A 24,959-nucleotide genomic window follows, 5' to 3' on the forward strand; every position below is an offset into this window, starting at 1 on the left:
AAGCGGTGACTGCGGACCCCGGCGCGACCGTGGCGGTGACGGCGGACCCCGGCGCGACCGATGCGGTGACGCCGGACCCCGGCACGTCAGGCGTCGTCGTTTGCCCCGACGGCCTGTCGCGGCCGGCCTGGGCGGCCACCGACCCGCTGATGCGCGAGTACTACGACACCGAGTGGGGTGTCCCGGTCGTGGGCGAGCGGGCGGTGTTCGAGCGACTCAGCCTGGAGGCGTTCCAGGCGGGGCTGTCGTGGGCGACGATCCTGCGCAAACGTCCCGCGTTCCGTGAGCTCTTCCACGACTTCGACCCCGACGCGGTGGCCGCCCTGACGGACGAGGACGTCGAGCGGCTCATGGGGGAGCCCCGCATCATCCGCAACCGCGCGAAGATCCTCGCCACCCGCACCAACGCCCGCGCCACGCTGGAGCTGCGCGAGGACGGCGGCCTCGAGGCGCTGGTGTGGTCCTTCCGCCCCGAGACGACGCCCCTGCCGCGCACCATGGACGAGGTGCCGAGCCGGACGCCGGAGTCCGTGGCTCTGTCGAAGGAGCTTCGCCGCCGCGGGTTCGCGTTCGTCGGTCCCACCACGATGCATGCCCTGATGGAGGCGATCGGCATCGTCGACACCCACCTGGTCGGATCGCACCGGCGTGGCGTCTCGGGGCTGTGGAAGCCCGACGGCACCCGGGCGTGAGGGTCCGTCTTCCCCTGACGGCGCCGTACGCCGTCGGCCCCGCCCTCGCGTCGCTGGCGGCGCACGCCGCGCCCGGTGCGGAGGTGGTCGACGTCGACGCCTCGACCGTGACCCGCGCCGTGCCAGCGCCGTCCGGACCGGCCGTGGTGACGGCCCGGCTGGCGGCGGACCGTGCGGAGGCGGACCTGGACCTCGCCCACCCGGCCGACGAGGAGGAGGTCATGGCGCTCGTGCGGCGCTGGCTCGACCTCGACGCGGACCCCGCCGAGGTCACGAAGCACCTGGCCGCCGACCACCGGCTGGCGCCGCTGGTCGGCGCCCGGCCGGGCCTGCGGGTCCTCGGTCACGTCGACGGGTTCGAGGCCGCCGTGACCACCGTGCTCGGCCAGCAGGTCTCGCTGGCGGCCGCGCGCACGTTCGCCGGCCGGTTGGTCGCCGCGTTCGGCACCCCCGTCCGCGACTCGCTCGCGGCGTTCCCGTCACCGGAGGTGCTGGCCGCGGCCGGCCCCGAGCACGTCCGACGGGAGGTTGGCGTCACGGGCGCCCGGGCGCGCACCGTCCACGCGCTGGCGACGGTGTGCGCGGAGGGCTTCGCGATCGCACCGGGCGGCGACGACAGCGAGGTGCGCCGCCGGCTGCTCGCGCTGCCGGGCATCGGCCCGTGGACGGCCGACTACCTGGCCCTGCGGGTGCTGGGCGACCGCGACGCGCTGCCGGCCGGTGACCTCGTGCTGCGGCGGGCCCTGGGCATGACGGCGCGCGAGGTCACCGTCGCCGCGGAGGCCTGGCGGCCGGTGCGCGCCTATGCGGTCACGCACCTGTGGACGGCGGCGGCCTACCTGCAGGCGCCGGCACGCGAGGGAGCCGGCGCCCTGAGACAGGCCGCAACGGAGAGCCCGTAGTCGCCGCCGAGGCCGCGGTCTCTGGGGAGCCGCAGTCCCCGAAGGGGATCGCAGTCTCCGAAGAGGCCGCGGCCCCAGGAACGGTGCGGACGCGTCAGACGGAGGCGCCCACCCCGCGCAGCTGCATGTCGACGAGCGTGGTGACGTAGTCGTCCGTCTTGGCCCGCAGGTCCTCGAGCGTGTCGGGGGAGCTGATCAGCACGTGGATGAGGATCGCGCCCTCGATCGCGTCGAGGAACTGGCGCGTCGGCGTGTCCTTCGGCAGCTCGCCCTCGCGGACGGCGCGGTCGACGCGGTCCTCCAGGGAGAGCACACCCTTGCTGATCCGTTCCTGGCGGATCTCCTGGAACTCCTCGGGGTTGGCGAGCGCCGCGGAGTACAGGTGCGAGATCGCGGGACCGTGCTCACCGAGGTAGAGGTTCGCCCGGGCCTTGGCGTGGGCGACGAGGTAGTCGCGCAGCGACATCCCCTCGGTCTCCTCGGGGTTGACGTACCGGTTCTCCAGGTCCCGCAGGGCGTCCAGGAGAAGGTCCCGCTTGTCCTTCCACCGCAGGTAGATCGAGGACTTCCCGATGCCCGCGTGGGTAGCGACGCCGTCCAGGCTCAGACCCGCCCAGCCACGGTGGCCGAACAGCTCGAGCACGGCGCGGTAGGCGCGCTCCTCGGTGTCCGCGTGCCGAGGACGCCCGGGACCGCGGCGTACAGGGGTCGGCGTGTGGTTCTCGGCGTGCGCCGTTGCGTGCGACTCGACGGGCGCTGACTGCTCTGTCATTTTGCTCGCCTCCCTCCGTCAGGACTGGGACATTACCCGCGACGGTTGGGCACAAAAGAGCGTTCGAGGACGACGTCGGGGTGAAAACCGGACCGTCCTCGCTGGCGGAGGGTGAGGCGGCGAGCGGGGGTGGTCAGCCGACCTTGGCGGGCGCCACGACGCCGTGCCACTGCTCCGGGGCGAGCCGCTCCGGAGCACCCGCGACGGTGTCCCAGCGCGTGCCCCTGCCGGACAGCTCCCGGCAGATGGCGATGGCCTCGGTCAGCAGCCGGCGCAGGCGCTCGTCGGCGTCGGGGATGCACGCCGTGGCGATGCCCGGGACCGCGAAGTCGAGGATGACCGGACCGGGGTGGAAGCGCACCGGCCCCACCACGCCCTGGCGGATGAACCGGCGGGCCCACTCGGCGGCCAGCGGCGCGTCGGCCAGCGCCCACTCCGTGGAGGTGCGCAGGGTGTCCGGGTCGCGCCCGTCGGTGGCGGCCAGCATGCGGTCCACGCTCAGCGCGCCGACGGCGAGGGATCGCTGGGTCTCCTCGGCGACGACCGGCAGCGCCGTGGTCGCGGTGAGGAGCGCGATCTCGTGGTCCCAGCGCGGGTCCGTGCTCGTGAGCCCGATGACCGAGGGGATGAGCGGGGCCAGCAGGGGCCGCGCGGCGTCCGACGTGCAGTCGTTGACCAGCCGTGCCAGGTGCGCCAGCAGGCGGTGCGTGCATGCGGGACGGTCGCTCCACCGCTCGCCCGCGAGATAGGAGGCCAGCTCCATGAAGCAGGCTCCCTTGCGCGGGTTACGGTGCTTGCCCCGCCCGAGCATCGGCAGGATGTCGTGATCGGTGTCCATGACCTCTGCTCCCACTCTGGAGTGATCGTCACACAAGCATGCGCCACCCCACCCGGGCGCGCAACGGGTTACGCGGGTGGTGACGGCGCGGCGGCTTGACGAGCGGGAGCGTGGTGTGTCAGTGCCGGGTGCGAGGCTCAGCAGTGCGCGGCGGCCACCGCCAGCGTCAGGGCGCGCTGGAAGTTGTTCTCCCGCTCCTCGGCGGTCATGTCGCGGGACCCGTCGAGCAGGTGGTCCGAGATGGTCAGGACCGCAAGGGCCTCGCGCCCGTGCTCCGCGGCGACGCCGTACAGGCCCGCCGCCTCCATCTCCACCCCGAGCGTGCCGTAGTCCGCCAGCGCCTGGATCTGCTGGGCGGGGTTGCCGTAGAAGTGATCCCGGGAGACCACCGGTGCCACATGGACGTCGCCGGCGCCCCCGGCCGCAGCGACCGCGGCGGCGACGAGCGGGTACGAGGCGACGGCGGAGAAGTGGATCCCCGGGATGCGGGTGGTGTTCATGGCCGAGTCGGTGTGGGCTCCGAGGGCGATGACGACGTCGCCCACCTTCACCCTGGGCGAGAGCCCGCCGGCGGTCCCGACCCGGATGATGCGCTGCACGTCGTACTCGCGGTACAGCTCGTTGGCGTAGATGCCCAGCGACGGCATCCCCATCCCGGACGCCATGACCGACAGCGGCTTCCCGTTCACCGTGCCCGTGTAGGCGCCGATCCCGCGCACGTCGGACACCTTCCGGGCGTCCGGCATGAGCTGGGCGGCGATCCGCTCCGCCCTGCGGGGGTCGCCCGGCATGAGGACGGCGGGGGCGAAGTCGCCCTTCTCGGCGGTGATGTGCGGGGTGGGCATGCGGTTCTCCTCGGGTCCGGGGTGGCGTCGTCCATGCTCCCACGGGCCGGCGCCCGTGCGTGCCGACCGGCCTGTACGCACGAGATGGCGGTACCGCGCCCCTGCGCACGAGCCGGCGGAGGTGTGCATCCTGGACGTGTGACCGACCACCGGCCCGACTTCGAGGACGACTTCGACGGTTCGCGCCTCGACCGCACGGTGTGGTTGCCGCACTACCTTCCCGCGTGGAGCTCGCGGGAGGAGAGCGCCGCGACCTACGACGTCGCCGAGTCCTGCGTGCACCTGACGATCCCGCCGGGCCAGCGCCTGTGGTGCCCGGGGGACCACCCGCCCATGCGGGTCTCCGCGCTGCAGTCGGGGAACTGCTCGGGTCCGCTGGGCAGCACCGTCGGGCAGCAGCCGTACCGGGCCGGCCTCAGGGTGCGGGAGGAGCAGGAGCCGTTCTGGGGCTGGACGCCGCACCACGGGCGCATCGAGGTGCGTGCCCGTGCGGTGCTGACCCCGCTGTCCATGGTGGCGTGCTGGCTCGTCGGCCTCGAGGACCGGCCCGAGCGGTCGGCGGAGATCTGCGTCGCGGAGATCTTCGGCTCCACGGTGCAGCCGGGGGAGTCCGCCGCCGTCGGCATGGGGCTGCACCCGTTCCGGGACCCGGCCGTGAGCGAGGACTTCGAGGCGGTGCGCCTGCCGATCGACGTCGCCGCCTTCCACACCTACGCCGTCGACTGGCGGTCCGGCCGGGCGGACTTCCTGGTGGACGGCACCCTCGTGCGTTCGTGCCTGGGCCCGCCGGACTACCCGGTGCAGATGATGCTCGCCGTGTTCGACTTCCCGGGGGCGGACCCCCCGAACGGCGTGGTGCCGGCTCTCGTGGTCGACCGCGTGCGGGCGCGCCGGTCCTGACGCGCCCGCCGGGTCAGTGCCAGAGGCGCCGCGTTGCGAGCTCGGCCCCCTGCGCGAGCGTCTCGAGCTTGGCGACGGCGATCTGGGGGTGGATCCGGCCGCCCAGCCCGCAGTCGGTCGAGGCGACGACGTTCTCGCGCCCGACCCGCAGCGCGAACCGCTCGATGCGGTCCGCGACCAGCTCGGGGTGCTCCACCACGTTGGTGGCGTGCGAGACGACGCCGGGCAGAATGAGCTTGCCCTCGGGAAGGGCCACGTCGTCCCAGACCTTGTACTCGTGCTCGTGGCGGACGTTGCCCGCCTCGAAGGAGTACGCGCCGGCGTCGATCGTGAGCATGGTCCGCACGATGTCCTTCATCGGCAGGTCCGTGGTGTGCGGGCCGTGCCAGGATCCCCAGCACAGGTGGAACCGGATGCGGTCCTGCGGCAGTCCCCGCAGCGCGTGGTTGAGAGCGTCGACCCGCAGCCGGGTGAAGGCGACGTAGTCCTCCACGGTCGGCTCGGGCTCGATCTGGTCGAAGTTCTCCGCGATCGACGGGTCGTCGATCTGGAGCACCAGCCCGGCGTCGATCACCGCCTTGTACTCCTCGTGCAGCACGTCGGCCCAGGCGAGGAGCAGCTCCTCGTCGGTGCCGTAGTACGTGTTCGTGATGCGGGAGGCGCTGCCGGGGGAGAGGGCCGTGATGAAGCCCTCCTGCGCGCCCGTGGCGTCCAGCGCGGCCCGCAGGTTGGCGGTGTCCTGGGCGATCGCGTCCTGGCCGGTGTAGGTCAGCGGGCCGGTGACGCTCGGGAACGGCTTGGGTCCGCCGGTGAAGATGCCCGAGTCGGGGTCCGCGTAGGCCTCGGCGAAGCGCTGCCGGTCCCGGCGGTGGAGGAACCCGGTCAGGCGGACGTCGCCGGGGGAGGACAACAACTTCTCGGTCGCCCACGCGTCGTCACCGTCGATCTCCAGGCCGCCGGTCCGCTGGAAGGAGTAGGACCACCAGGCGCCGTAGTCCACCGGCGAGCTCATCGACTTCCCGAACTCGCCGTCGCCGACCACCGTGATGCCGAGGTCGAGCTGACGCCGCACGAGGTCGGTGACCGCGGTGCTCAGCAGCTCGGCGAAGCCCTCCGCCTCGCCGCCGGCCTCACGGGCCGCGTTCGCCGCGATGAGCTCCGGCGTGCGGGGCAGGGACCCGGCGTGGGTGGTCTGGATGCGGTCGGTGCTGCGAAGCATGGATTCTCGTCCCTCGTCCCGTCGTGGGCCGCCGCGGCGGGGCGGCGGCGTCGTCGTCGTCAGGATGTCCGCGACGCGCGGCGGGTGCCCCGCGGTTGTCACCGGTGGGACAGGGCTGGCAGGCTCGCCCGGCAGGTGGATACTGAAGATGTCCGGCGGGACCTCCGCTACCATCGCCGCCACCTGGTCCACGACCAGGACCTGCCTGGCCGAGGAGCCGGAAGGTCCCGGCACCCCCGACGGAGAGGGATGACGATGGCGAGTACTCCAGCGACCGACGTCGGCCGGGAGCAGTGGTCCGGCCAGCTCGGCTTCCTGCTCTCGGCGATCGGTTCGGCGATCGGACTGGGAAACATCTGGCGTTTCCCGGGCGTCGCCTACGACAACGGCGGCGGCGCGTTCCTCATCCCCTACCTCGTCGCGCTGCTGACGGCCGGCGTGCCGGTCCTGCTGCTCGACTACTCCCTCGGCCACCGCTTCCGCGGTTCGGCACCGACGGTCTTCCGGCGCCTGGGCAAACGGCTCGAGCCGCTCGGCTGGTTCCAGGTGGCCATCGCGTTCGTCATCGCCACCTACTACACGGTCATCATCGTCTGGGCGATCCGCTACGCCTTCTTCTCCGTCTCGCTCGCGTGGGGCGACGACCCGGCCGGCTTCTTCGTCGGTGACTTCCTCCAGGACGCCGGGCCCACCGTCACCACCGACGTCGTCGGCGGCATCTTCTGGCCGATGCTGGCGCTCTGGCTGGTCACCCTGGTGATCCTCGCCCTCGGCGTGGCCCGTGGCATCGAGCGCGCGAACAAGATCTTCCTGCCGCTGCTGGTCGTGCTCTTCCTGATCCTCGTGGTCCGCGCGCTCTTCCTGCCCGGCGCGCTGGACGGCCTGACCGCCTTCTTCACCCCGAACTGGGCGGCGCTCGCCGACCCGGGCGTGTGGATCGCGGCGTACAGCCAGATCTTCTTCTCGCTGTCGATCGCGTTCGGCATCATGCTCACCTACTCGAGCTACCTGCGTCGCCGGTCCAACCTCGTCCCGGTCTCGTACGTGGCGGCGTTCGCCAACTCCTCGTTCGAGGTGCTCGCCGGGATCGGCGTCTTCGCCACGCTCGGCTACATGGCGTTCCAGCAGGGCATCGCCGTCGGAGAGCTCGAGGGCATCACGGGCGTGGTGCTCTCCTTCATCACCTTCCCGCAGATCATCTCCCTCATGCCGGGCGGCCCCATCTTCGGGGTGCTGTTCTTCGTCTCGCTCACGCTGGCCGGCTTCACGTCCCTGATCTCGATCATGCAGGTGGTCTCCGCCGCCTTCCAGGAGAAGTTCGGACTGAGCCGCGTGCAGGTCTCGGTCCTCATCGGCGGGCTGTGCGCGATTATCTCGCTGGCGCTGTACTCGACCACCTCGTCCCTGGCCATGCTCGACACGGTGGACAAGTACACCAACGAGGTCGGCGTCGTCACCTCTGCGATCCTCATGTGCCTCATCACCGGCTTCGGGCTGCGCAAGCTGCCCGAGCTGCAGGCGCACCTGAACCTCGTGTCCACGGCGCGCATCGGCACGTGGTGGCGGGTGCTCGTCGGGGTCGTCGTCCCGATCGCCCTGGCGTACATGCTCGTCACCACCGTGATGGAGCTGCTCACCGAGCCCTACGGCGACTACCCCTGGACCTTCGTCAACGTCGTCGGCTGGGGCACGGTCGGCGTGATGGTCCTCGCCGCGTTCGTCTACGCGGCCGTCCGCTGGCGCAGACCGGTGGACGACTTCACCCCTGACCCCATCCCCGGCTTCGCGGCCGACTCCGCGCGGCTGGGCGGACCGACGAAGCCGGAGGCCGGCCGATGACCACCACCGCGATCCTCATGATGATCGTCGCCATCCTGGTCGTGTGGGGCGGGCTCGTCCTCGCCGTCGTCTACCTCATGCGTCACCCCCTGGAGGAGGACACGCACGGCGACTTCCTGGACGAGCCGGAGGCCCACCACCTCTGACGGCGTCCCCGCTCCTCGCGAGCCGTCATCCGCTCGCACGCGCCGGGGCGGTGACGCCCCGGCGCGCCTGTGGCGGCGCCGGGGCCGGCACGCCACGATGGGCCCCGTGGACCTCCCCATCGCGCTGCCCGTCGCCCCGATGCTCGCCAAGGCCGTCGCCGCGGTCCCCGCCCAGGACGCGGTCGAGGGCGGGTACTCCTACGAGCCCAAGTGGGACGGGTTCCGCTGCATCGTGCTGCGCGACGGCGACGACGTCGAGCTTGCCAGTCGCGGCAGCAAGCCGCTCACGCGGTACTTCCCGGAGATGGTCGAGGCCGCGCTCGAGCACCTGCCGGAGCGCTGCGCGGTCGACGGCGAGATCGTGGTGCGCCGCGGGCAGCCGGGGAACCAGCGGCTCGACTGGGAGTCGCTGTCCCAGCGGATCCACCCCGCCGAGTCCCGGGTGAGGAAGCTGGCGGCCGAGACGCCGGCGGAGCTCGTGGCGTTCGACGTGCTCTGCCTGGGCGAGGAGGACCTCATGCGTGAGCCCTTCACCCGGCGCCGGGCGCGTCTCGAGGACGCCATGTCGTCCCTGGCCGCGGGCGCGCCCGTGCACCTCACGCGCGTGACCCGCGACCGGGCGGTGGCCCAGGAGTGGTTCACGACCTTCGAGGGCGCCGGGCTCGACGGCGTCGTCGCCAAGCCGCTGCGCGCCCCGTACGAGCCGGGTAAGCGGACGATGCTCAAGATCAAGCACTCCCGCACCGCCGAGGCCGTGCTGGTCGGCTACCGGGTCCACAAGTCCGGCTCCGGCGTCGGGTCTCTGCTCCTCGGCATGTACGACGACGGCGGGAACCTCTTCAACGTCGGCGGCATCGCGGCGTTCACGGACAAGCGCCGCAAGGAGCTCGTGACCGAGCTCGACGAGCTGGTGGTGCGTGACGAGAGCGGCGACGTCGTGCGCGGCGAGACCGACCGCTCCCGGTTCAGCGCCAACAAGGACGTCAGCTTCGTGCGGCTGCGCCCGGAGCGGGTGGTCGAGGTGAAGTTCGACCAGCTGGAGGGCGCCCGGTTCCGGCACTCGGCGCAGTTCCTGCGGTGGCGACCCGATCGCGACCCGCGCTCGTGCACCCTCGAGCAGATCGAGCGGCCGCTGGCCTACGACCTCGACGACGTCCTGCAGCGCTGACCGGGCGCCTCGCTCGTTGGGGGCTATCCCTCCATGCGCTTGCGGCTCGGCTGCACCCGCGGCGGCTCGCCCGGCATCTTGGGGTACTCGGGCGGGAACGGCAGCTCCCCGAGGCCGGCGGCGACGTCGCGCTCCCACAGCTCGAGCGCCGGCGCGACGCGCCCGACCGCCCGCTCCATGCCCGCCCAGGCGTCGCCGTCGGCGGCGACGATCCCCGGCGCCGTCCGCACGGTGAACTCCCGCGGCGAGACGTCCCGCAGCCTCTCCCACGCCACCGGCATCGAGACCGGGGCGCCGGGCAGCGGCCGCGGGCTGTAGGCGGAGGCGATGGTCCGGTCCCGGTTCGCCTGGTTGAAGTCGACGAACACCTTCTCGCCGCGCTCCTCCTTCCACCACGCCGTCGTCACGAGGTCGGGGAGGCGCCGCTCGAGCTCGCGGGCGATGCCGATGACGCCGTGGCGCACGTCGAGGAACTCGTGGGTGGGCTCGACCCGGGCGTAGACGTGCACGCCCCGGTTGCCGGAGGTCTTCACCCACGGCGTCAGCCCCAGCTCCTCCATGAGCTCCTTGAGGGCGAACGCGGCCTCGACGGCGTCGGGGAAGCCGCGCCCGGGCTGCGGGTCGAGGTCGATGCGCAGCTCGTCGGGATTGTCGTTGTCCGCGGCGCGCACCGGCCAGGGGTGGAAGGTCACGGTGTTCATCTGCACAGCCCACACGGCGGTGGCGAGCTCGTCGATCACCAGCTGGGGGTGCTGGCGCCCGGAGGGGTAGGTGCACACGACGGTGCGCGCCCACTCCGGCACGCCACGCGGGGGGTTCTTCGAGAAGAACTCCTCGCCCTGCACGCCCTCGGGGAAGCGCTGGAGGGTGACGGGCCGGTCCGCCACCGCGCGCAGCAGCCCCTCGCCGACCGACACCAGGTACTGGGCCAGCTCCCACTTGGTCACGCCGTCGTCCGGCCACATGACCCGGTCCGGGCTGGAGACCCGAACCTGCCTCGGGCCGTCCGGCCCGGGCACCTCCATCACCTTCGCGCTGGACGCCATGGCCCGAGGGTAGTGCCGGTGCCGCTCGCGGAGCGTGAACCCGGCGCCGCGCCGGCGCCCGGCCTGGCATGATGAGGCGGGCCGGCGACCGGGCGCACCGCCCGTCCGCCGGCGGGGCCGGGAAAGTTCCCGGGATCACGCGTTTGTGACTGTTGTCCCAGGCCCCTGCCATCGGCGTGCGCCCGCGCGCCGGCACTCCGTAACCTTGGGTGGTGAGCCAACTGGGAAACGCGACGTTCCGGTACCGCGACAGCGCCATCGTGGGTCTGTCCCACATCGAGGCGCCCCGGGTGGTGACCTCCGCCGAGTTCGAGGACCGGCTCGCCGTCGCCCGCAAGGCTCTGCGGCTGCCCAAGAACCTCCTCGAGCGCGTCTCCGGCGTGCGCGAGCGCCGGTGGTGGGAGGACGGGACCGCGTTCGAGGACATGGCCGCCGAGGCCGGGTCGAAGGCGCTCGCCGAGGCCGGGGTCGACCCCGGGGACGTCGGGCTGCTCATCAACACCTCCGTCTCACGCACCCAGCTCGAGCCCTCCGTCGCCGTGCGCGTCCACGACCGCATGGGCCTGTCGAGCCGCGCCCTGAACTTCGACATCACCAACGCCTGCGTCGGCTTCGTCAACGGCGTGCAGATGGCCTCCGCCATGATCGACGCCGGTCAGATCGACCACGCCGTGATCGTCAACGCCGAGGACGTCCGCCGCACCCAGGAGGACACCCTCGCCCGCCTGACCGCCGACGGCGTCACGCGCCAGGACTACCAGAACCAGTTTGCCTCGCTCACTCTCGGCGACGGCGCCGCCGCCGTCGTCATCGGCCGCGCCTCCGACCGGCCCGACGGGCACCGCATCCTCGGCGGCGTCGCGCGCGCCGCCACGGAGCATCACGAGCTGTGCGTCGGCTCCTTCGGCAAGATGACCACCGACACCAAGAACCTGCTGACCAAGGGGCTCAAGCTCGTCGTCGACGCCTGGCGCGAGGCCGAGGCGGACGGCTGGGACTGGTCACGGCTCGACCGCTACGTCACCCACCAGATCTCCACGCCCTACACCAAGGCGATCATCGACGCCGTCGACCTCGACCCCGACGCGGTGCCCATCACCTTCGACCGGTGGGGCAACGTCGGGCCCGCCGCGATCGCGATGACGCTCTCGGAGCAGGCGGACACCCTCAACCCCGGTGACCGGGTGATGTGCCTGGGGGTCGGGTCGGGGCTGAACACGGCGCTGCTGGAGCTGGCCTGGTGACCGCCCCGGTCACCACCCCCGACGACGCACCCCGCCCGGCCGACCCCGGCGTCCCCGCCGGCGCTCCCCGCTGGCCCGGGGTCGATCCGGCCTGGTCCCGCCGCGCCGTGGTCGACGGCCACGCCTGGCACTACCTGGACAACGCCGCGTCGCTGCCGGCGGGGGAGACCCCGCACGGCACCGTGCTGTGCGTGCACGGCAACCCGACCTGGTCCTACCTGTGGCGCTCGGTCCTGGCCGCCGGCGCCGAGGCGGGCTGGCGCGTCGTCGCCGTCGACCAGCTCGAGATGGGCTTCTCCGAGCACACCGGCGCCCATCACCGCCTCGCGGACCGGGTCGCCCAGCTCGGCGCCCTCACCGACCATCTGGGCCTGTCGGGCGCGGCCTGGGACGGGCTGCCCGTCGTCACGCTGGGGCACGACTGGGGCGGCGTCGTCTCCATGGGCTGGGCGGTGGACCACCCGCGGGAGCTCGCGGGCCTCGTGCTCACCAACACGGCCGTCCACCAGCAGGCGTCCAAGCGGGTCCCGGCCCTGCTGCGCCTCGCCCGGCACCGGTCGGTGCACTCCGGGGCGACGACGCTCACCTCGGCCTTCCTCGACGTCACGCTCTCCCTCGCGCACCCCCCGCTCGCGCCCGAGGTGCGGGAGACCTACCGGTCCCCGTACCGCACCGCCGACGACCGCCGGGGCATCGGCTCGTTCGTCGAGGACATCCCGGTGGGCCCGGCGCACCCGAGCCACGCCGAGCTCACGCGCATCGCCGACGGCGTCGCGGCCCTGACGGTGCCCGCGCTGGTCATGTGGGGCCCCAAGGACCCCGTCTTCTACGAGCGGTACCTGCGGGATCTTCTCGAGCGGCTGCCGCACGCGGACGTCCAGCGCTTCGAGGGCGCCGGCCACCTCGTGGTCGAGGACGCCGACGTCGCGGGCACGGTCGTGCGCTGGCTGCAGCGGACGCTCGAGGGCAGGTCCGCGGCGCCGGGCCCGCTGCCCGCGGACGCCGAGCGCCCGGAGGCGCAGCCCGCAAAGGCGCTGCCCGCGGGGGAGGGGATCTCGAGCGAGCCGGCCGGGCGCGCCGGCGGGTACCGGCCGCTGTACGCCGCGCTGGGCGAGCTGTCGGGCTCGGGCGCCCCCGCCGTCGTCGCGCTCTCGGCCGCCGGCGCGAGCTCGCTCAGCTGGGCCGACCTGGCCCGCCGGGTGGAGCACCTGGCCCTCGGGCTCGCCGACTCCGGCGTGCGTGCCGGGCACCGGGTCAGCCTGCTGATCCCGCCCGGGGTGGACCTGACCACCGCGCTGTTCGCCTGCCTGCGCCTCGGCGCGGTCGTCGTCCTCGCCGACGCCGGCCTGGGCCTGAAGGGCATGACCCGTGCCGTCCGCGGCGCCGCGCCCGACCACATCCTCGGCATCGAGAGGGCGATGGTCGCGGCCCGTGCGCTCGGGTGGCCGGGACAGAAGTTCGTCGTCGTCCCCAGCGGGCACGAGGAGGGGTACACCCCGCCCCGCACCGCGCACAGCCGCCGGCGCACCTTCGGCATCGCGGGGTCCCTGCGGGAGCTGCTCGCCCGCGGCGCCGCCCTCGCGGGCGCCGGCACCGCGCTGCCGGCCGAGCCGGCGCCCGAGGACGACGCCGCGATCCTCTTCACCTCCGGGTCCACGGGGCCCGCCAAGGGTGTGGTGTACACGCACCGACGCCTGGCGGGGATGTGCGCCGTCGTGGCCGAGACCTACGGGCTCTCGCCCGAGCGGCCGTTCGTGGCCGGCTTCGCGCCGTTCGCGCTGCTCGGCACAGCCCTCGGCGCGACGAGCGCCACCCCGGACATGGACGTCACCGCGCCCGCCACGCTGCGGGCCGGCGCGCTGGCCGACGCGGCGGCCGCGATCGGGGCCTCCGTCGTCTTCGCCTCGCCCTCGGCGCTGGCGAACGTCGTGCGCACCGCGGGCGGGCTCACCCCCGCGCAGCGGGACGCGCTGGCCCGGGTGGAGCTGTTCCTCTCCGCCGGCGCGCCGATCTCCTCCGCGCGGCTCGCGCAGGTGCTCGAGGTGATGCCGAACGCCGAGCCGCACACGCCCTACGGCATGACCGAGGCGCTGCCGCTCACGGACGTCTCGCTCGAGCAGATCCGCGCGGCCGAGGCCGACGCCGCCGCGGGCACGGTGGCCGGGGCCGGGAACGGGACGTGCGTGGGCGCCCCGGTGCCCGGTGCGCGGGTCCTGCTCGTCCCGCTCGACGACGACGGCGCCGCCACCGGTGACCCCACCGCAGAGCCCGGCGTGACCGGCGAGGTGCTCGTGACGGCCCCGAACCTCAAGGACCGCTACGACCGGCTGTGGTCCACCCAGGACGTCTCGGCCACCTGGCCGGGCTGGCACCGCACCGGCGACGTCGGTCACCTCGACGCCGCCGGCCGGCTCTGGATCGAGGGTCGGCTGGCGCACGTGATCGTCACGCCCGACGGCGTCGTGACCCCGGTCCAGGTCGAGAACGACGCGCTGTCCGTGCGCGGCGTCGTGCGCGCGGCGGCGGTGGGCGTCGGGCCGGTCGGCGCCCGGCAGGTCGTGGTGGTGCTCGAGACGGACCCGGCCGTCCATGCCGGTGCCCGCCGGGCCCCGTCGCTGGCCCCCGAGGGCCTGGCCCGGGCGGTGCGGGCCGCGGCGCACGTCCCGGTCGCCGCCGTGCTGCGGGTGCCCGAGGTCCCCACGGACGTGCGGCACAACTCCAAGGTCGAACGGGCGCGGGTGGCTGCGTGGGCGGCACGCATGCTGGCAGGCGTGCGGGCGGGCAGGCCGTGAGGGTCCTCGTCACCGGCGCCTCCGGCATGCTCGGGCGCGGCGTCGCCACCGCGCTGGCCGCCCGGGGCGATGAGGTCACCACCTTCCAGCGGCGCCCCGCCGCGGTGGCCGGCGCCCGGGAGGTCCTCGGGTCGGTGGACGACCCCTCCGCCGTCGCCGCCGCGGCCGCCGGCCAGGACGCCGTCGTCCATCTCGCCGCGAAGGTCTCCTTCGCGGGAGACCTCGCGGACTTCGAGCGGACCAACGTCGAGGGCACCCGGCTGCTGCTCGACGCCGCCCGGGACGCCGGGGCCGGCAGGTTCGTCTTCGTCTCCTCACCCTCCGTCGCCCACACCGGCACCTCGATCGTCGGCGACGGCGCGGGGCCGGCGGAGCCGGAGCTGGCGCGGGGCAGCTACGCCCGCACCAAGGCGGCCGCGGAGCTCGCGGCGCTGGCCGCCGACGCCCCCGGCTTCGCCGTGGTCGCGGTGCGGCCGCACATCGTGTGGGGCCCGGGCGACACCCAGCTCGTCCAGCGCGTCGTCGACCGGGCGGCGGCGGGGCGGCTGCCGGTCCTCGACGCCGGTGCCGCGCTGATCGACACCACCTACGTGGACAACGCGGTCAGCGCCCTGGTGGCGGCTCTGGACCGCGCGGAGGACGCCCACGGCGAGGCGTTCGTCGTCACCAACGGCGAGCCGCGTCCGGTGGCGGAGCTGATCGCGGGCATGTGCCGCGCGGCGGGCGTGACGCCCCCGGTGTGGTCGGTGCCGGGCACGCTCGCGAGGGCCGCGGGCGCCGTCGTCGAGAAGGTCTGGGCGGTGCGCCCGGGCGCCGACGAACCGCCGATGACGAGGTTCCTCGCCGAGCAGCTCTCGACCGCGCACTGGTTCGACCAGCGCCGCACCCGTGAAGCCCTCGGCTGGCGCCCCGCGGTGAGCCTGGACGAGGGCTTCGCCCGCCTCGCCGCGTACTACCGCGCCCGCGACGTGGCGTGAGACGCCGCGGCGAGGACGTCATCATCTCGGGCGAGATGGACGTCTCACCGGGAAGATGACGTCTCGCCTGAGGTGGCGCGGGCTACTCCTCGTGCGTGTCCGGGTCGCCGCCGAGGCGGCGCTGGGGGAGCGACCCCAGGCGGGCCATCTCCTCGCCGGTGAGCGTGAACCCGGCGACGTCGAGGTTATCCCGCTGGCGCTGCGGGTCCGCCGACTTCGGCAGCGGCAGCACGCCGAGCTGGTGCTGCCAGCGGAGCACCGCCTGCGCCGGGCTGACGCCGTGCGCGTCCGCGACCGCGCGCACCTCCGGCGCCTCGAGCAGACCCTTGCCGCGGCCGAGCGGCCCCCAGGACTCCGTCACGATGCCCCGCTCGGCGTTGGCCGCGCGCATCTCCTCCTGCACGAACCCCGGGTGCAGCTCGATCTGGTTCACCGCCGGGACCACACCGGTCTCGCCGATGATGCGGTCGAGGTGGGCGGCGGTGAAGTTGGAGACGCCGATGGAGCGGACGGCCCCCTCCTCGCGGAGGCGGATCAGGGCCCGCCAGGAGTCGACGTACAGGTCGCGGGCGGGCAGCGGCCAGTGGATGAGGTGCAGGTCCAGTCGGTCCAGCCCGAGCGCCCCGAGCGTGCGCTCGAAGCCCCGCAGGGCGGCGTCGTAGCCCTGGTCCGCGCCGCGGAGCTTGCTGGTCACCAGGACCTGCTCGCGCGGCACGCCGGAGCCGGCGACCGCGGTGCCGACCTCCCGCTCGTTGCCGTAGCTGGCCGCGGTGTCGATGAGCCGGTACCCCGCCGCCAGCGCGCTGCGCACCTCCTCCTCGGCCTCCTCGCCCGCGACGCGCCAGGTGCCGAAGCCGAGGGCGGGCAGGGTGTGGCCGTCGTTCAGGGAGAAGGTGGGGAGTGCGGTCATGTGCCGCATTGTGCCCGGCCGGAGCGCGGCAGGGCATAATCGGCGGTGACCATCCGCAGTGCCGGCGCCCGCCCGCGGCGCCCGCACATGCACCTGCCGCCGGCGCGGTGAGCCGCCCGCGCCCGAGAGGACCTCCGTGACGGACCACGTACGACTCATCGCGTTCGACCTGGACGACACCCTTGCGCCGTCGAAGTCGCCCATGCCCGGGCGGATGGCCGACGCGCTCGCCTCGCTCCTCGACGTCGTCCCGGTCTGCATCATCTCCGGCGGCCACTTCGGCCAGTTCCGCGACCAGGTGCTCGCCCACCTCGACGCCACGGCCGACCAGCTCTCCCGGCTGCACCTGATGCCCACCTGCGGCACCCGCTACCTCCGCCACGCGGACGGCGAGTGGAAGCAGGTCTACGCCCACGACCTCACCGAGGACGAGCGGGCCAAGGCGCGTGCCGCCGTCGAGGGCGAGGCCCGCCGGCTCGGGCTCTGGGAGGAGCAGACCTGGGGCGACATCCTCGAGGACCGCGGCTCGCAGATCACGTTCTCCGCGCTCGGCCAGCAGGCGCCGCTGGAGGCGAAGAAGGCCTGGGACCCGACGGGGGAGAAGAAGGAGATGCTGCGCGACGCCGTCGCGAAGCTCCTGCCCGAGCTCGAGGTCCGTTCCGGGGGCTCCACCTCCGTGGACATCACCCGTGCGGGTGTCGACAAGGCCTACGGCATGGTCCGCCTGAGCGAGCAGACGGGCATCGACGTGGCGGAGATGCTCTTCGTCGGTGACCGCCTCGACGAGGGCGGCAACGACTACCCGGTCAAGCGGCTAGGCATGCCCACCCAGGCGGTCGCCGACTGGCGCGAGACGGCGGAGCTCGTCGAGCGCATCGTCCCCTCCCTCGCGGCGGCGCGCCCCTAGCCCGCGGCCCGCTCGGGGTCCGGCCCGTCGGCTACGCCGAGCCCGCTCCGGCGCGCTCGACGGCCTCGCGCAGCCACGCGAGCCGGGGGACGCCCTCGAGGCGTTCCCGCACCACCCCGTCGGCGTCGAGGACGAGCACGGTGGGGGTGCTGGCGATCCGCAGCGCCGCCGCGAGCTCCTCGTGCCCGGCGACGTCGACCTCCACGTGCCGGACCCCGGCGGCCGTGGTCGCCACCCGGGCAGCGACGGTGCGGGCCGCCCGGCAGGGGGCGCAGAACGCGCTGGAGACCTGCACCACCGTCGCCCGTTCGCCCAGGCCCGAGGGTGCGAGCCCGAGCTCACGGGGCTCCAGCCTGGTCGGCGCGTCCTGCGGGTTCATCGTCCTCCGGCTCCCGGGCGGGCTCGTCTCGTCCGGCCGGCTCACTGACTCACGTCCTGTCTGCGGTTCGCCCGGCCGACCGGGACAACACCGACGACGGTCCGATGCTTCCCGCCGCCCGGCCTCCCCGGCCGTGGTGAGTGCCACGGGTGCCGCACCGGTCCCGGAGGAGCGACCGCCGATATCCTTGGCGGTACCCCACAAAACTTCAAGGAGCTGACGCGTGCGCGAGCGGACCTGGCGGGTGCCGACCCGGACGGACCTCCGGCTCCTCGCCTGGCCGACGGCCCTGCGCGCCGCCGCCGCCATCGCGATCCCGCTGACCACCGCCACCCTCCTCGGTCACCACGACTTCGGTCTCATGACCTCGACGGGCGCCTTCACGGTCCTCTACGGGGCGGGCCGCCCCGCGCGGAACCGGGTGCGGCTGCTGCTCGCGGTGGCGGCCGCCCTGGTGGTGGTCTCCGCCCTCGGGGCCCTGACCGCCGGGATCGGCTGGGCCGCGATCGTGCTGCTCACCGCCGTCGGCGCGGTCGCCACCTTCGCCTGCCACGCGCTGCGCGTGGGCATCCCCGGCGCGTTCTTCTTCATCATGGTCGCGGGTGTGGCCGGGTTCATCCCCTCGCACGGCAACGTCTCGCCGCAGGAGATGGTCCTGGCGACGGCGGTCGGGGCCGCCTGCGCCGTCCCCGTCGCCCTGGCCGACCTGCTCCGGCGCCCGACGGGCCCGCAGGACCGGGCCGTCGCGGCCGCCCGGTCCGCCGTCGAGAAGTACGTGCAGGCCGGCACCCGGGACGTGGCCGCCGCCCATCTCTCGCACCGCGCCAGCGACGCGCTGCACCGCGCGTGGCAGGTCCTCTGGGCGGCCGGGGACTCCACCTCCTCCCGGCCCGGCGCCCGCGCCCGGGTGGCGCAGCTGCGGGCGGCGCACCGCGCCTACACCTCGCACGCGCTCCCCGGGGTGGCGCCCGACCCCGACCTGGCGGCGGACCTCGCCGAGGTCCCGCTGGGCCTGCCGTCCCTGCGTGACCTCCTGCGCCGGGCGCTGCGGTACCCCACGGTGGCGCTGAGCGCGGCCGGGCGCGTGTCGCTCGGCATCGTCGTCGCCGGGCTCATCGCCGTCACCCTGTCCACGGCCCACGCGTACTGGGCGATGATGGTGGCCGCGCTGGTGCTCCACCAGGGCCTGGACCGGCGGCGCTCCCTGGTGCGCGCCCGGCACCGGCTCATCGGCACGGTCGTGGGTCTCGGGCTCTTCGCGTTCATCTCGTGGCTCGGCCTCGGACCGTGGGCGACGGTGCTCCTCGTCATCGTCCTGCAGGGCACCGTGGAGCTGGCGGTCCCGCGCAACTACGCGGTCGCCGTCTCCTTCATCACCCCGCTGGCGCTGACCATCGCGACGGCGGGCGGCACCGGCGACGTCCGGCCGGTGATCGCCGAACGGCTCCTGGACACCGTCATCGGGGTCGCGGTGGCCGTCGCCGTGCTGCTCACCGTGGGTCGCGGCAGCTCGGTCCCCATGCTGCGCTCGTACGTCGCGCGGGTCCTCACCAGCTGCTCGGACGCGCTCGACCACATCGGGGCAGGCACGGTCAACCGTCCCGAGGGGCGCGTCGCGCAACGCGAGCTCGCCCTCGACATGCAGGATCTCGCCGAGGTCTCGGCGCGCGCCCGCTCGGACGACCCGGTGCGGGTCGAGCCGTGGGTTTCATCCCGTGAGACGACGGCGTGGCTGGCGCTGACCGTGCTGGCGCGGTGCGCCGCCGCCACCGGCCCGGCCGACGGCGTCGGCGGCGCCACCTGGGCAGCCCGGTCCCTCGGCCACGCGGCCGGCAGGGGGACGCCGCCGGACCCGCTGGCGCTGGCCAACCTGCGGGCCGTCCTGCGCTGAGCGGCGTGCGCACGTAGCCTGGCAGCTGCTCAGCCCCCGAACGCAGGAGACCGTGTGACCCGCCGTGCCCCGTTGATCGCCGTCCCTCTCGCCGCAGCCCTGGCTCTCGCCGCCTGCACCGCGGACCCCCGGGAGGGCACGACGTCGGGGACGACGGCGGAGCCCACCACGCCGGCCCCGGTGGTCAGTGAGCCGGCGGCGCCGGCGGAGACGGCCGTGCTGACGGGCGAGAGCGCCGCGACGCTCTCGGCCGAGACGTCGCGCGCCTTCTTCGAGGCGGCCCCCCTCGCCGTCGTCGGCACGCCGGAGACCGCCCTGCAGGCCTCCTCGCTCGCGCTCACGCTGGGCGCGCCCGTGCTGATCGACGAACCGGCGGCGCCGGCCGGCGACGAGCCGGCTCCGGAGGCCACCTCCGCGGACGCCAGCGTGGAGCCCGAAGCCGCCCAGGACGCCGACGCCGCCCCCGACGCGACGGCCGAGGAGCTCGACCGGCTCGGCACGGCCACCGTGCTCGCGGTCGGCGACGTCGACCTCGCCGGGGCCGAGGGGATCGACGTCGTCCCGGCGCCCGCCGACGAGAACGCCCTGGCGGAGCTGGTGGGGGCGGACCTCACGGCCCAGGCGGTTCCGGAGGGCCAGGAGGTGGCTGCCGTCGCCGCACTGGACCCCGAGGCGCCCGCGCTGCTGACGCGGGAGGCGCCGGCGGACGCATCGACCGAGGACGCCGCGCCGGCGGACGACGCCCCGACGGCGACGGCGGGCGACGCCGCGACGGCGGACGACGCGAGCGAGCCGGCCCTGCCGCCGAGCGAGCGGCCGGAACCGGTGGCCGACGGCGTCGTCGTCATGTCCACCGGCGAGGCCGCCCAGGCCGCCGCGGTGGCGAACGCCCGCACGGCCGGCGCCGCCGTCCAGGTGGTGCCCGGCGGCGACCCGCGCGCCTCCTCGACCACCGTGCAGGAGACGGCCGCCAACGCGCCCGAGGTGGTCGTCGGCCTCGGTCCCGCGTTCGGCGACGCCGGCACGCTGGCCTGGCGGACCGCGACCGCCGCGACCGGCACCGAGCTGCCCGGCGGCGGCCAGCTGGCGCTGCCGGGGAAGACGTACGTGGCGCTGTACGGCACGCCCGGCTCGGGCGCCCTCGGGGTGCTGGGCGAGCAGGACGTCCCTGCCACCGTCCAGCGGGCCGCCGAGCACGCTGAGCCCTACCGGGCGCTGACCGACACCGCGGTGGTCCCGGCGCTCGAGATCATCGCCAGCGTCGCGTCAGCCGGAGCGGGCGACGACGGGAACTACTCCGCCGAGCGCTCCGTCGATCAGCTGCGGCCGCTGGTCGAGGCCGCCCACGAGAACGGCCAGTACGTGGTGCTCGACCTGCAGCCCGGGCGCACCGACTTCCTGACCCAGGCGAAGCGGTACGAGGAGCTGCTCAAGCTGCCGAACGTGGGTCTCGCGCTGGACCCCGAGTGGCGCCTGCGGCCGGACCAGGTGCACCTGCGCCAGATCGGGCAGGTCGACGTCGCCGAGGTCAACCAGGTCGTCACCTGGCTCGCCGATCTGACCCGGGCGAACAACCTGCCGCAGAAGATCCTGGTGCTGCACCAGTTCCAGGTGCGGATGATCCCCGGCGTCAACGAGGTCGACCAGTCCCGCTCCGAGCTCGCGGTGCTCATCCACGCCGACGGGCAGGGCGCGCAGGGCGACAAGCAGACCACCTGGCGCACCCTGCACGCCAACGCCCCGGCGGTAAAGCACTGGGGCTGGAAGAACTTCTACGACGAGGACGTCCCGATGCTCACCCCGGAGCAGACCATGCAGGTCGAGCCCCGTCCGGCGTTCGTCAGCTACCAGTAGGGTCAGCCCCGCATGGCCGCCGCGGTGTGGGCCGGGTCGACCTCCTCGCCCGGGCGGACCGGGCCCGGGGGAGTGCCGTCGCCGAACGGACGCCCGCCCAACGCCTCGCGGCCGTGCTCGGTGAGCCAGCCGGACAGGTCCGGGCCCTTCGGCACGATCTGCGTCGGGTTGATGTCCGTGTGGACGATGTAGTAGTGCTCCTTGATCTGCTGGAAGTCGACCGTGTCGCCGAATCCGGGGGTCTGGAAGAGGTCGCGGGCGTAGGCCCACAGCGCCGGCATCTCGGAGAGCTTGTTGCGGTTGCACTTGAAGTGGCCGTGGTAGACGGCGTCGAAGCGTGCGAGGGTGGTGAACAGGCGCACGTCGGCCTCGGTGATCGTGTCGCCCACCAGGTAGCGCTGGTTCGTGAGCCGTTCCTCGAGCCAGTCCAGGGCGGTGAAGAGCCTGTCGTAGGCCTTGTCGTACGCCTCCTGGGAGCCGGCGAAGCCGCACCGGTAGACGCCGTTGTTGACCTCGGTGAAGACCTTGCGGTTCACCCGGTCGATCTCGTCGCGCAGGTGCTCGGGGTAGAGGTCGGGTGCGCCGTCGCGGTGGAAGGCGGTCCACTCCGTCTCGAGGTCGAGGGTGATCTGGGCGAAGTCGTTGGTGACGACGGCGCCCGTGGGCACGTCCACGACCGCGGGGACCGTGATGCCGCGCGGGTAGTCCGGCACGCGGGCGAAGTACGCCTCCTGGAGGCGGTGGATGCCGAGAACGGGGTCCTTGCCGCCGGGGTCCAGATCGAACGTCCACGAGCGGGCGTCGTGCGTGGGGCCGGGCGTGCCGAGCGACATGGCGTCCTCGAGCCCGAGGAGCCGGCGCACGATGATCGTGCGGTTCGCCCACGGACAGGCACGCGCGGCGACGAGGCGGTAACGGCCCGGCTCGACTGGGTAGCCGTCCCGCCCGTCGGCGGTGATGCGGGTCTCGATGTACCGGGTGTCCCGCGTGTACTCCTTGCCCTTGGTGGTGTACCGCCCGCCCTCGCTGTGCTCGGGGTGCTCCACGGTCGTGCCGGTCTGCTGCTCGTCCATGCTTCCGACCCTACGTCCGTGGGCGCCGACGTACCCGGGTGGCCGTCGCGAGGCGATGCGTACTTTCCCCACTGGAGAACTCGTCTCGCCCGGCCCCACCTGGACAGTGTGGGAACGAGGAGTTCGATGAGTACATCGATGGCTCGACGTCTCTTAGCAGCAACGGGTGCGCCCTTGAAGGGCTGCCCCGAGCAGCGTGTGGCTGGGCGTGCCGGAGTTCGCACCCTCTGACGACAGGTCCGAAGGACGCACCGTCACCGGACACTTTCCCGGACGGGTCCTGCGGACACGCGAACGCGGGTGGCGCCAATGACCTGCGCCGTCCCCGCAAGGGGTTCGGCTATTGGGACGGTCTGGCGCTAACGACTGCAGAGCCTTCGTTGCTCCCGTGCTGGCAGTGGTGTCGGTGGTCTCACCTACGGTCGGGTGTGTCGATCGCTAGGAGGTAGACCATGCGTCGTGCGTACATCGAAGCTCATGTTGACCTCGAGCGGTCACTCGCCCTGGCAGTGAAGTGGGCGGGAAGGCGCGCGAGTCTGCATGTCCCTTCCACTCGTTCCGTCCACGCTTTCCCGCTGCTTGCCCAACTGGGCCTGAGCATCACGTCGCCGTCCGCCAAGAGCAAGTACTACGGCCCGCCCCGCGGGATGGTGATCGCCTGGTGCCTCGGAGTTGAACACATGATCAACATCGAACAGTCGCACGCGATCGACGGTGTCGTGGTGGTCCGGGCTCACGGCGCTATCGAGTTCGCCGAGGGCGCTGCCAACCATGCGCCGTGGGTCACGGCATACGACGTCGAACGTCTCGCCGGTGAGGTCATCCGACACGTGCCAGAGGCGCCCGCCCCGGTGAAGGCTGCGATGAAGGGGACAACCGGGCTTGCGGTACCCAACCAGGGCTTGATCGACAACCGTGACCGGGCGCCCGTCGTCCATGCCCTCACCCACCTGCGTGACCACGGCGTCCGACTCGACCCTGATGAGGTGATGGTCGAAGCCCTTCGCAACGGCTGGGGTGGGGACGGCCCGGTTGAGGTCCGCGAGATCGTCCGTGACCTCAACCGCGGCAGGCGTCTGCGGTATGACACGGATCGGATACTCCCAGAACGACTACAGGAGTGGCTAAACGCATGACGATTAGTCCGTCGCCGGAGGGCATTCTGGTGTCGGTCGCAGGGGAATCGAGCACACTGAACAAGTGCGATTGAACAAGCAGCAGCGGCTACGAAACGCCGCCGAAGGTTTCCTGGCAGGGCTCGTCGCAGCGGGCTTCGAAGGGCCATTTACGTGGGCTCACCACCAGTGGGAAGGACCGTTCTACCGCGTCTGGAACCAGTGGCCCCCAGCGTCACGGCGACCGCAGATCTTCCCTCGATTTCAAGTCGGAGGGTCGGCGGACGGCCGCACTTCTCAGGCGCGAGACATGCTCTGGCAGATCAAACGGACATCCCCATTCGCGGGACACAAAGAAGGTCCGCTTAACCCTGCTCCGAACGGTTTGACTCCAGCCGAGTACCTGGAGATCTCGGTGGAGGGAGCGACCCCAGACGAGTGGGTCGAACTCGCACGCGACTTCCTACGAGAGATGCCTGAAAACAGTGCCTGACGCACTTGCAGATCAGTGGGTTAGTCGTGACTTCCCTGTCCTCATCGCTGCAGCTGAGAGCCTCCATCAAACCCGGGGCGGTTCACTCCGCCGCGCGGCCGGGGCACTCAGTTCGATCTTCCGCGACCTCCTATCCGATGTCGTGTCCGCCATGGCGCGGAGCCAGATGGGACTGTAAATAGCCATCTCCGCGACGCTTGCTCTTCCGGCCCGCTGCTGGCAGCCGACCCGGTGGAGGATTCGCTACTGGTGATGGATCGGTCGGTCCGCGAGGACTGTCAGCTCCCTGGTGCAGATCACGGGACATTCGGCATCGGTAGGTGAGTCATCGCGATTAATCCCACCTCTTAACGGCCGAGTGCAACCGATCCGTAGTAGGGCACCTCATTCGTGACGTGAGTGACCGATCTGCTTATCGACCCGACCGCCGAAAGCGTCACGGCCCGGACTAGCGCGGTGACAGCAAAACGTCAGCGCATTGGTAGCGTCTGAGGTGTGACCGCGCCCGAACAGGAGCACCAGCCGATTCGCTGCGCGGTGCCACCGCGGAAGAGTTGGCGAGACGATCCAATCTCGACCACCGATCAAGACACGCTTCGTCGAGCGCCGGTGGCACACCGGGCTGCCCGCTTGATCGATGAGAACCACTCTACGGAGTCCAGCGTTGTCTATGGGCTCGAGGGCCCCTGGGGCAGCGGAAAATCCTCAGTAATAGCGATGATTACTACCTACCTCACGGAGCTCGAAAACAGCAGGTGGCAAGTTGTGCCGTTCACTCCGTGGGCTACGTCCGGAACTGAAGGACTGCTCTCAGAGTTCTTCGCAGCTCTTGTCAACGCCGGGCGAAAATTGACCCCTCTGCGCCGATGGAAAGTTGACCCCTCTCGGCGGTTTGTTGTTGGTTACTTGCTGGTCTGTGGGTCGATGGTCTGGCGGTGGCCGCGGGTGCGGTAGGAG

At 72.9% G+C, this 24,959-nt stretch carries 22 protein-coding genes; 14 read left to right on the top strand and 8 right to left on the bottom strand.

Annotated features, from left to right (window positions below; translation table 11 throughout):
* Positions 1–35 precede the first annotated feature (35 nt).
* Both ABD774_RS19010 and ABD774_RS19015 read left to right on the top strand, forming a co-directional pair.
* Positions 36–692, top strand: coding sequence for a DNA-3-methyladenine glycosylase I (locus ABD774_RS19010; protein ID WP_486327346.1), 657 nt, complete (start codon positions 36–38; stop codon positions 690–692).
* Positions 689–1,594, top strand: coding sequence for a DNA-3-methyladenine glycosylase family protein (locus tag ABD774_RS19015; RefSeq protein WP_345044771.1), 906 nt, complete (start codon positions 689–691; stop codon positions 1,592–1,594). The genes ABD774_RS19010 and ABD774_RS19015 overlap by 4 nt, the downstream gene beginning before the upstream one ends.
* 94 nt (positions 1,595–1,688) lie before the next feature.
* Here the strand turns inward: ABD774_RS19015 and ABD774_RS19020 are convergent, their stop codons facing one another.
* From ABD774_RS19020 to deoD, 3 genes are all read right to left on the bottom strand, one after another.
* Positions 1,689–2,366 (bottom strand): TetR/AcrR family transcriptional regulator, encoded by a 678-nt coding sequence (locus ABD774_RS19020; protein ID WP_345044774.1) that lies wholly within the window; start codon positions 2,364–2,366, stop codon positions 1,689–1,691.
* A gap of 133 nt (positions 2,367–2,499) precedes the next feature.
* Entirely contained in the window at positions 2,500–3,204 is a 705-nt protein-coding gene (locus ABD774_RS19025; RefSeq protein ID WP_345044776.1) for a hypothetical protein, read from the bottom strand.
* A 137-nt stretch (positions 3,205–3,341) separates the two neighbouring features.
* Positions 3,342–4,049: a purine-nucleoside phosphorylase gene (deoD, locus tag ABD774_RS19030; protein ID WP_345044779.1), complete on the bottom strand. Its 708-nt coding sequence runs from the start codon at positions 4,047–4,049 to the stop codon at positions 3,342–3,344.
* A gap of 138 nt (positions 4,050–4,187) precedes the next feature.
* On the opposite strand from deoD, the gene ABD774_RS19035 reads away from it, so the two are divergent.
* On the top strand, positions 4,188–4,949 hold the full coding sequence (locus tag ABD774_RS19035) for a glycoside hydrolase family 16 protein (RefSeq protein ID WP_345044782.1): 762 nt from the start codon (positions 4,188–4,190) through the stop codon (positions 4,947–4,949).
* 13 nt (positions 4,950–4,962) lie between these two features.
* Here the strand turns inward: ABD774_RS19035 and ABD774_RS19040 are convergent, their stop codons facing one another.
* Positions 4,963–6,168 carry a cobalamin-independent methionine synthase II family protein gene (locus ABD774_RS19040; protein ID WP_345044785.1) on the bottom strand — a complete coding sequence of 402 codons (1,206 nt, stop codon included), beginning with the start codon at positions 6,166–6,168 and terminating at the stop codon, positions 4,963–4,965.
* A 249-nt stretch (positions 6,169–6,417) separates the two neighbouring features.
* On the opposite strand from ABD774_RS19040, the gene ABD774_RS19045 reads away from it, so the two are divergent.
* From ABD774_RS19045 to ABD774_RS19055, 3 genes are all read left to right on the top strand, one after another.
* A complete protein-coding gene (locus ABD774_RS19045) occupies positions 6,418–8,007 on the top strand; it encodes a sodium-dependent transporter (protein ID WP_345044788.1) in 1,590 nt (529 codons plus the stop codon).
* Positions 8,004–8,153 (top strand): methionine/alanine import family NSS transporter small subunit, encoded by a 150-nt coding sequence (locus tag ABD774_RS19050; protein ID WP_345044790.1) that lies wholly within the window; start codon positions 8,004–8,006, stop codon positions 8,151–8,153. The genes ABD774_RS19045 and ABD774_RS19050 overlap by 4 nt, the downstream gene beginning before the upstream one ends.
* Positions 8,154–8,259: 106 nt before the next feature.
* Positions 8,260–9,321, top strand: coding sequence for an ATP-dependent DNA ligase (locus ABD774_RS19055; RefSeq protein ID WP_486327345.1), 1,062 nt, complete (start codon positions 8,260–8,262; stop codon positions 9,319–9,321).
* 23 nt (positions 9,322–9,344) lie between these two features.
* Here ABD774_RS19055 and ligD read toward each other — a convergent pair whose 3' ends face one another.
* On the bottom strand, positions 9,345–10,367 hold the full coding sequence (gene ligD, locus ABD774_RS19060) for a non-homologous end-joining DNA ligase (protein ID WP_345044795.1): 1,023 nt from the start codon (positions 10,365–10,367) through the stop codon (positions 9,345–9,347).
* A 212-nt stretch (positions 10,368–10,579) separates the two neighbouring features.
* Between ligD and ABD774_RS19065 the strand changes: the two genes are divergently transcribed.
* The 3 genes from ABD774_RS19065 to ABD774_RS19075 are packed head-to-tail and all read left to right on the top strand — an operon-like array spanning position 10,580 to position 15,380.
* Positions 10,580–11,611, top strand: a complete 1,032-nt coding sequence (locus tag ABD774_RS19065) for a 3-oxoacyl-ACP synthase III (protein WP_345044798.1) — start codon at positions 10,580–10,582, stop codon at positions 11,609–11,611.
* Positions 11,608–14,403 carry an alpha/beta fold hydrolase gene (locus ABD774_RS19070; RefSeq protein ID WP_345044800.1) on the top strand — a complete coding sequence of 932 codons (2,796 nt, stop codon included), beginning with the start codon at positions 11,608–11,610 and terminating at the stop codon, positions 14,401–14,403. Before ABD774_RS19065 ends, ABD774_RS19070 begins: the two co-directional genes overlap by 4 nt.
* Complete coding sequence (locus tag ABD774_RS19075) at positions 14,400–15,380, top strand: NAD-dependent epimerase/dehydratase family protein (protein ID WP_345044803.1); 981 nt, start codon at positions 14,400–14,402, stop codon at positions 15,378–15,380. The genes ABD774_RS19070 and ABD774_RS19075 overlap by 4 nt, the downstream gene beginning before the upstream one ends.
* 82 nt (positions 15,381–15,462) lie before the next feature.
* On the opposite strand, the gene ABD774_RS19080 is transcribed toward ABD774_RS19075, so the two are convergent.
* On the bottom strand, positions 15,463–16,290 hold the full coding sequence (locus ABD774_RS19080; protein ID WP_345044806.1) for an aldo/keto reductase: 828 nt from the start codon (positions 16,288–16,290) through the stop codon (positions 15,463–15,465).
* Positions 16,291–16,426: 136 nt separating this feature from the next.
* Here ABD774_RS19080 and ABD774_RS19085 point away from each other — a divergent pair, with 136 nt between their 5' ends.
* Positions 16,427–17,197 (top strand): HAD-IIB family hydrolase, encoded by a 771-nt coding sequence (locus ABD774_RS19085; RefSeq protein ID WP_345044808.1) that lies wholly within the window; start codon positions 16,427–16,429, stop codon positions 17,195–17,197.
* Between the two features lie 31 nt (positions 17,198–17,228).
* On the opposite strand, the gene ABD774_RS19090 is transcribed toward ABD774_RS19085, so the two are convergent.
* A complete protein-coding gene (locus tag ABD774_RS19090) occupies positions 17,229–17,576 on the bottom strand; it encodes a thioredoxin family protein (protein WP_345044811.1) in 348 nt (115 codons plus the stop codon).
* Between the two features lie 223 nt (positions 17,577–17,799).
* On the opposite strand from ABD774_RS19090, the gene ABD774_RS19095 reads away from it, so the two are divergent.
* Entirely contained in the window at positions 17,800–19,467 is a 1,668-nt protein-coding gene (locus tag ABD774_RS19095; RefSeq protein WP_345044813.1) for an FUSC family protein, read from the top strand.
* A gap of 54 nt (positions 19,468–19,521) precedes the next feature.
* Positions 19,522–21,321, top strand: a complete 1,800-nt coding sequence (locus ABD774_RS19100; RefSeq protein ID WP_345044816.1) for a hypothetical protein — start codon at positions 19,522–19,524, stop codon at positions 21,319–21,321.
* A 2-nt stretch (positions 21,322–21,323) separates the two neighbouring features.
* Here ABD774_RS19100 and ABD774_RS19105 read toward each other — a convergent pair whose 3' ends face one another.
* Positions 21,324–22,394 (bottom strand): glutathione S-transferase family protein, encoded by a 1,071-nt coding sequence (locus tag ABD774_RS19105; protein WP_345044818.1) that lies wholly within the window; start codon positions 22,392–22,394, stop codon positions 21,324–21,326.
* A 452-nt stretch (positions 22,395–22,846) separates the two neighbouring features.
* Here ABD774_RS19105 and ABD774_RS19110 point away from each other — a divergent pair, with 452 nt between their 5' ends.
* Positions 22,847–23,530 carry a hypothetical protein gene (locus tag ABD774_RS19110; protein WP_345044820.1) on the top strand — a complete coding sequence of 228 codons (684 nt, stop codon included), beginning with the start codon at positions 22,847–22,849 and terminating at the stop codon, positions 23,528–23,530.
* 1,081 nt (positions 23,531–24,611) lie between these two features.
* A complete protein-coding gene (locus tag ABD774_RS21755; protein WP_425554606.1) occupies positions 24,612–24,956 on the top strand; it encodes a P-loop NTPase fold protein in 345 nt (114 codons plus the stop codon).
* Positions 24,957–24,959: the final 3 nt, after the last annotated feature.

Source organism: Georgenia daeguensis (assembly GCF_039537705.1).
Classification (GTDB): Bacteria; Actinomycetota; Actinomycetes; order Actinomycetales; family Actinomycetaceae; genus Georgenia; species Georgenia daeguensis.

Excerpts from the sequence above, each read along its gene's own strand:
- ABD774_RS19020 (WP_345044774.1), bottom strand. The coding sequence starts at position 2,366 with ATGACAGAGCAGTCAGCGCCCGTCGAGTCGCACGCAACGGCGCACGCC.
- ABD774_RS19090 (WP_345044811.1), bottom strand. The coding sequence starts at position 17,576 with ATGAACCCGCAGGACGCGCCGACCAGGCTGGAGCCCCGTGAGCTCGGG.
- ligD (WP_345044795.1), bottom strand. The coding sequence starts at position 10,367 with ATGGCGTCCAGCGCGAAGGTGATGGAGGTGCCCGGGCCGGACGGCCCG.
- ABD774_RS19110 (WP_345044820.1), top strand. The coding sequence starts at position 22,847 with ATGCGTCGTGCGTACATCGAAGCTCATGTTGACCTCGAGCGGTCACTC.
- ABD774_RS19080 (WP_345044806.1), bottom strand. The coding sequence starts at position 16,290 with ATGACCGCACTCCCCACCTTCTCCCTGAACGACGGCCACACCCTGCCC.
- ABD774_RS19050 (WP_345044790.1), top strand. The coding sequence starts at position 8,004 with ATGACCACCACCGCGATCCTCATGATGATCGTCGCCATCCTGGTCGTG.
- ABD774_RS19025 (WP_345044776.1), bottom strand. The coding sequence starts at position 3,204 with ATGGACACCGATCACGACATCCTGCCGATGCTCGGGCGGGGCAAGCAC.
- ABD774_RS19105 (WP_345044818.1), bottom strand. The coding sequence starts at position 22,394 with ATGGACGAGCAGCAGACCGGCACGACCGTGGAGCACCCCGAGCACAGC.
- ABD774_RS19040 (WP_345044785.1), bottom strand. The coding sequence starts at position 6,168 with ATGCTTCGCAGCACCGACCGCATCCAGACCACCCACGCCGGGTCCCTG.
- ABD774_RS19045 (WP_345044788.1), top strand. The coding sequence starts at position 6,418 with ATGACGATGGCGAGTACTCCAGCGACCGACGTCGGCCGGGAGCAGTGG.
- deoD (WP_345044779.1), bottom strand. The coding sequence starts at position 4,049 with ATGCCCACCCCGCACATCACCGCCGAGAAGGGCGACTTCGCCCCCGCC.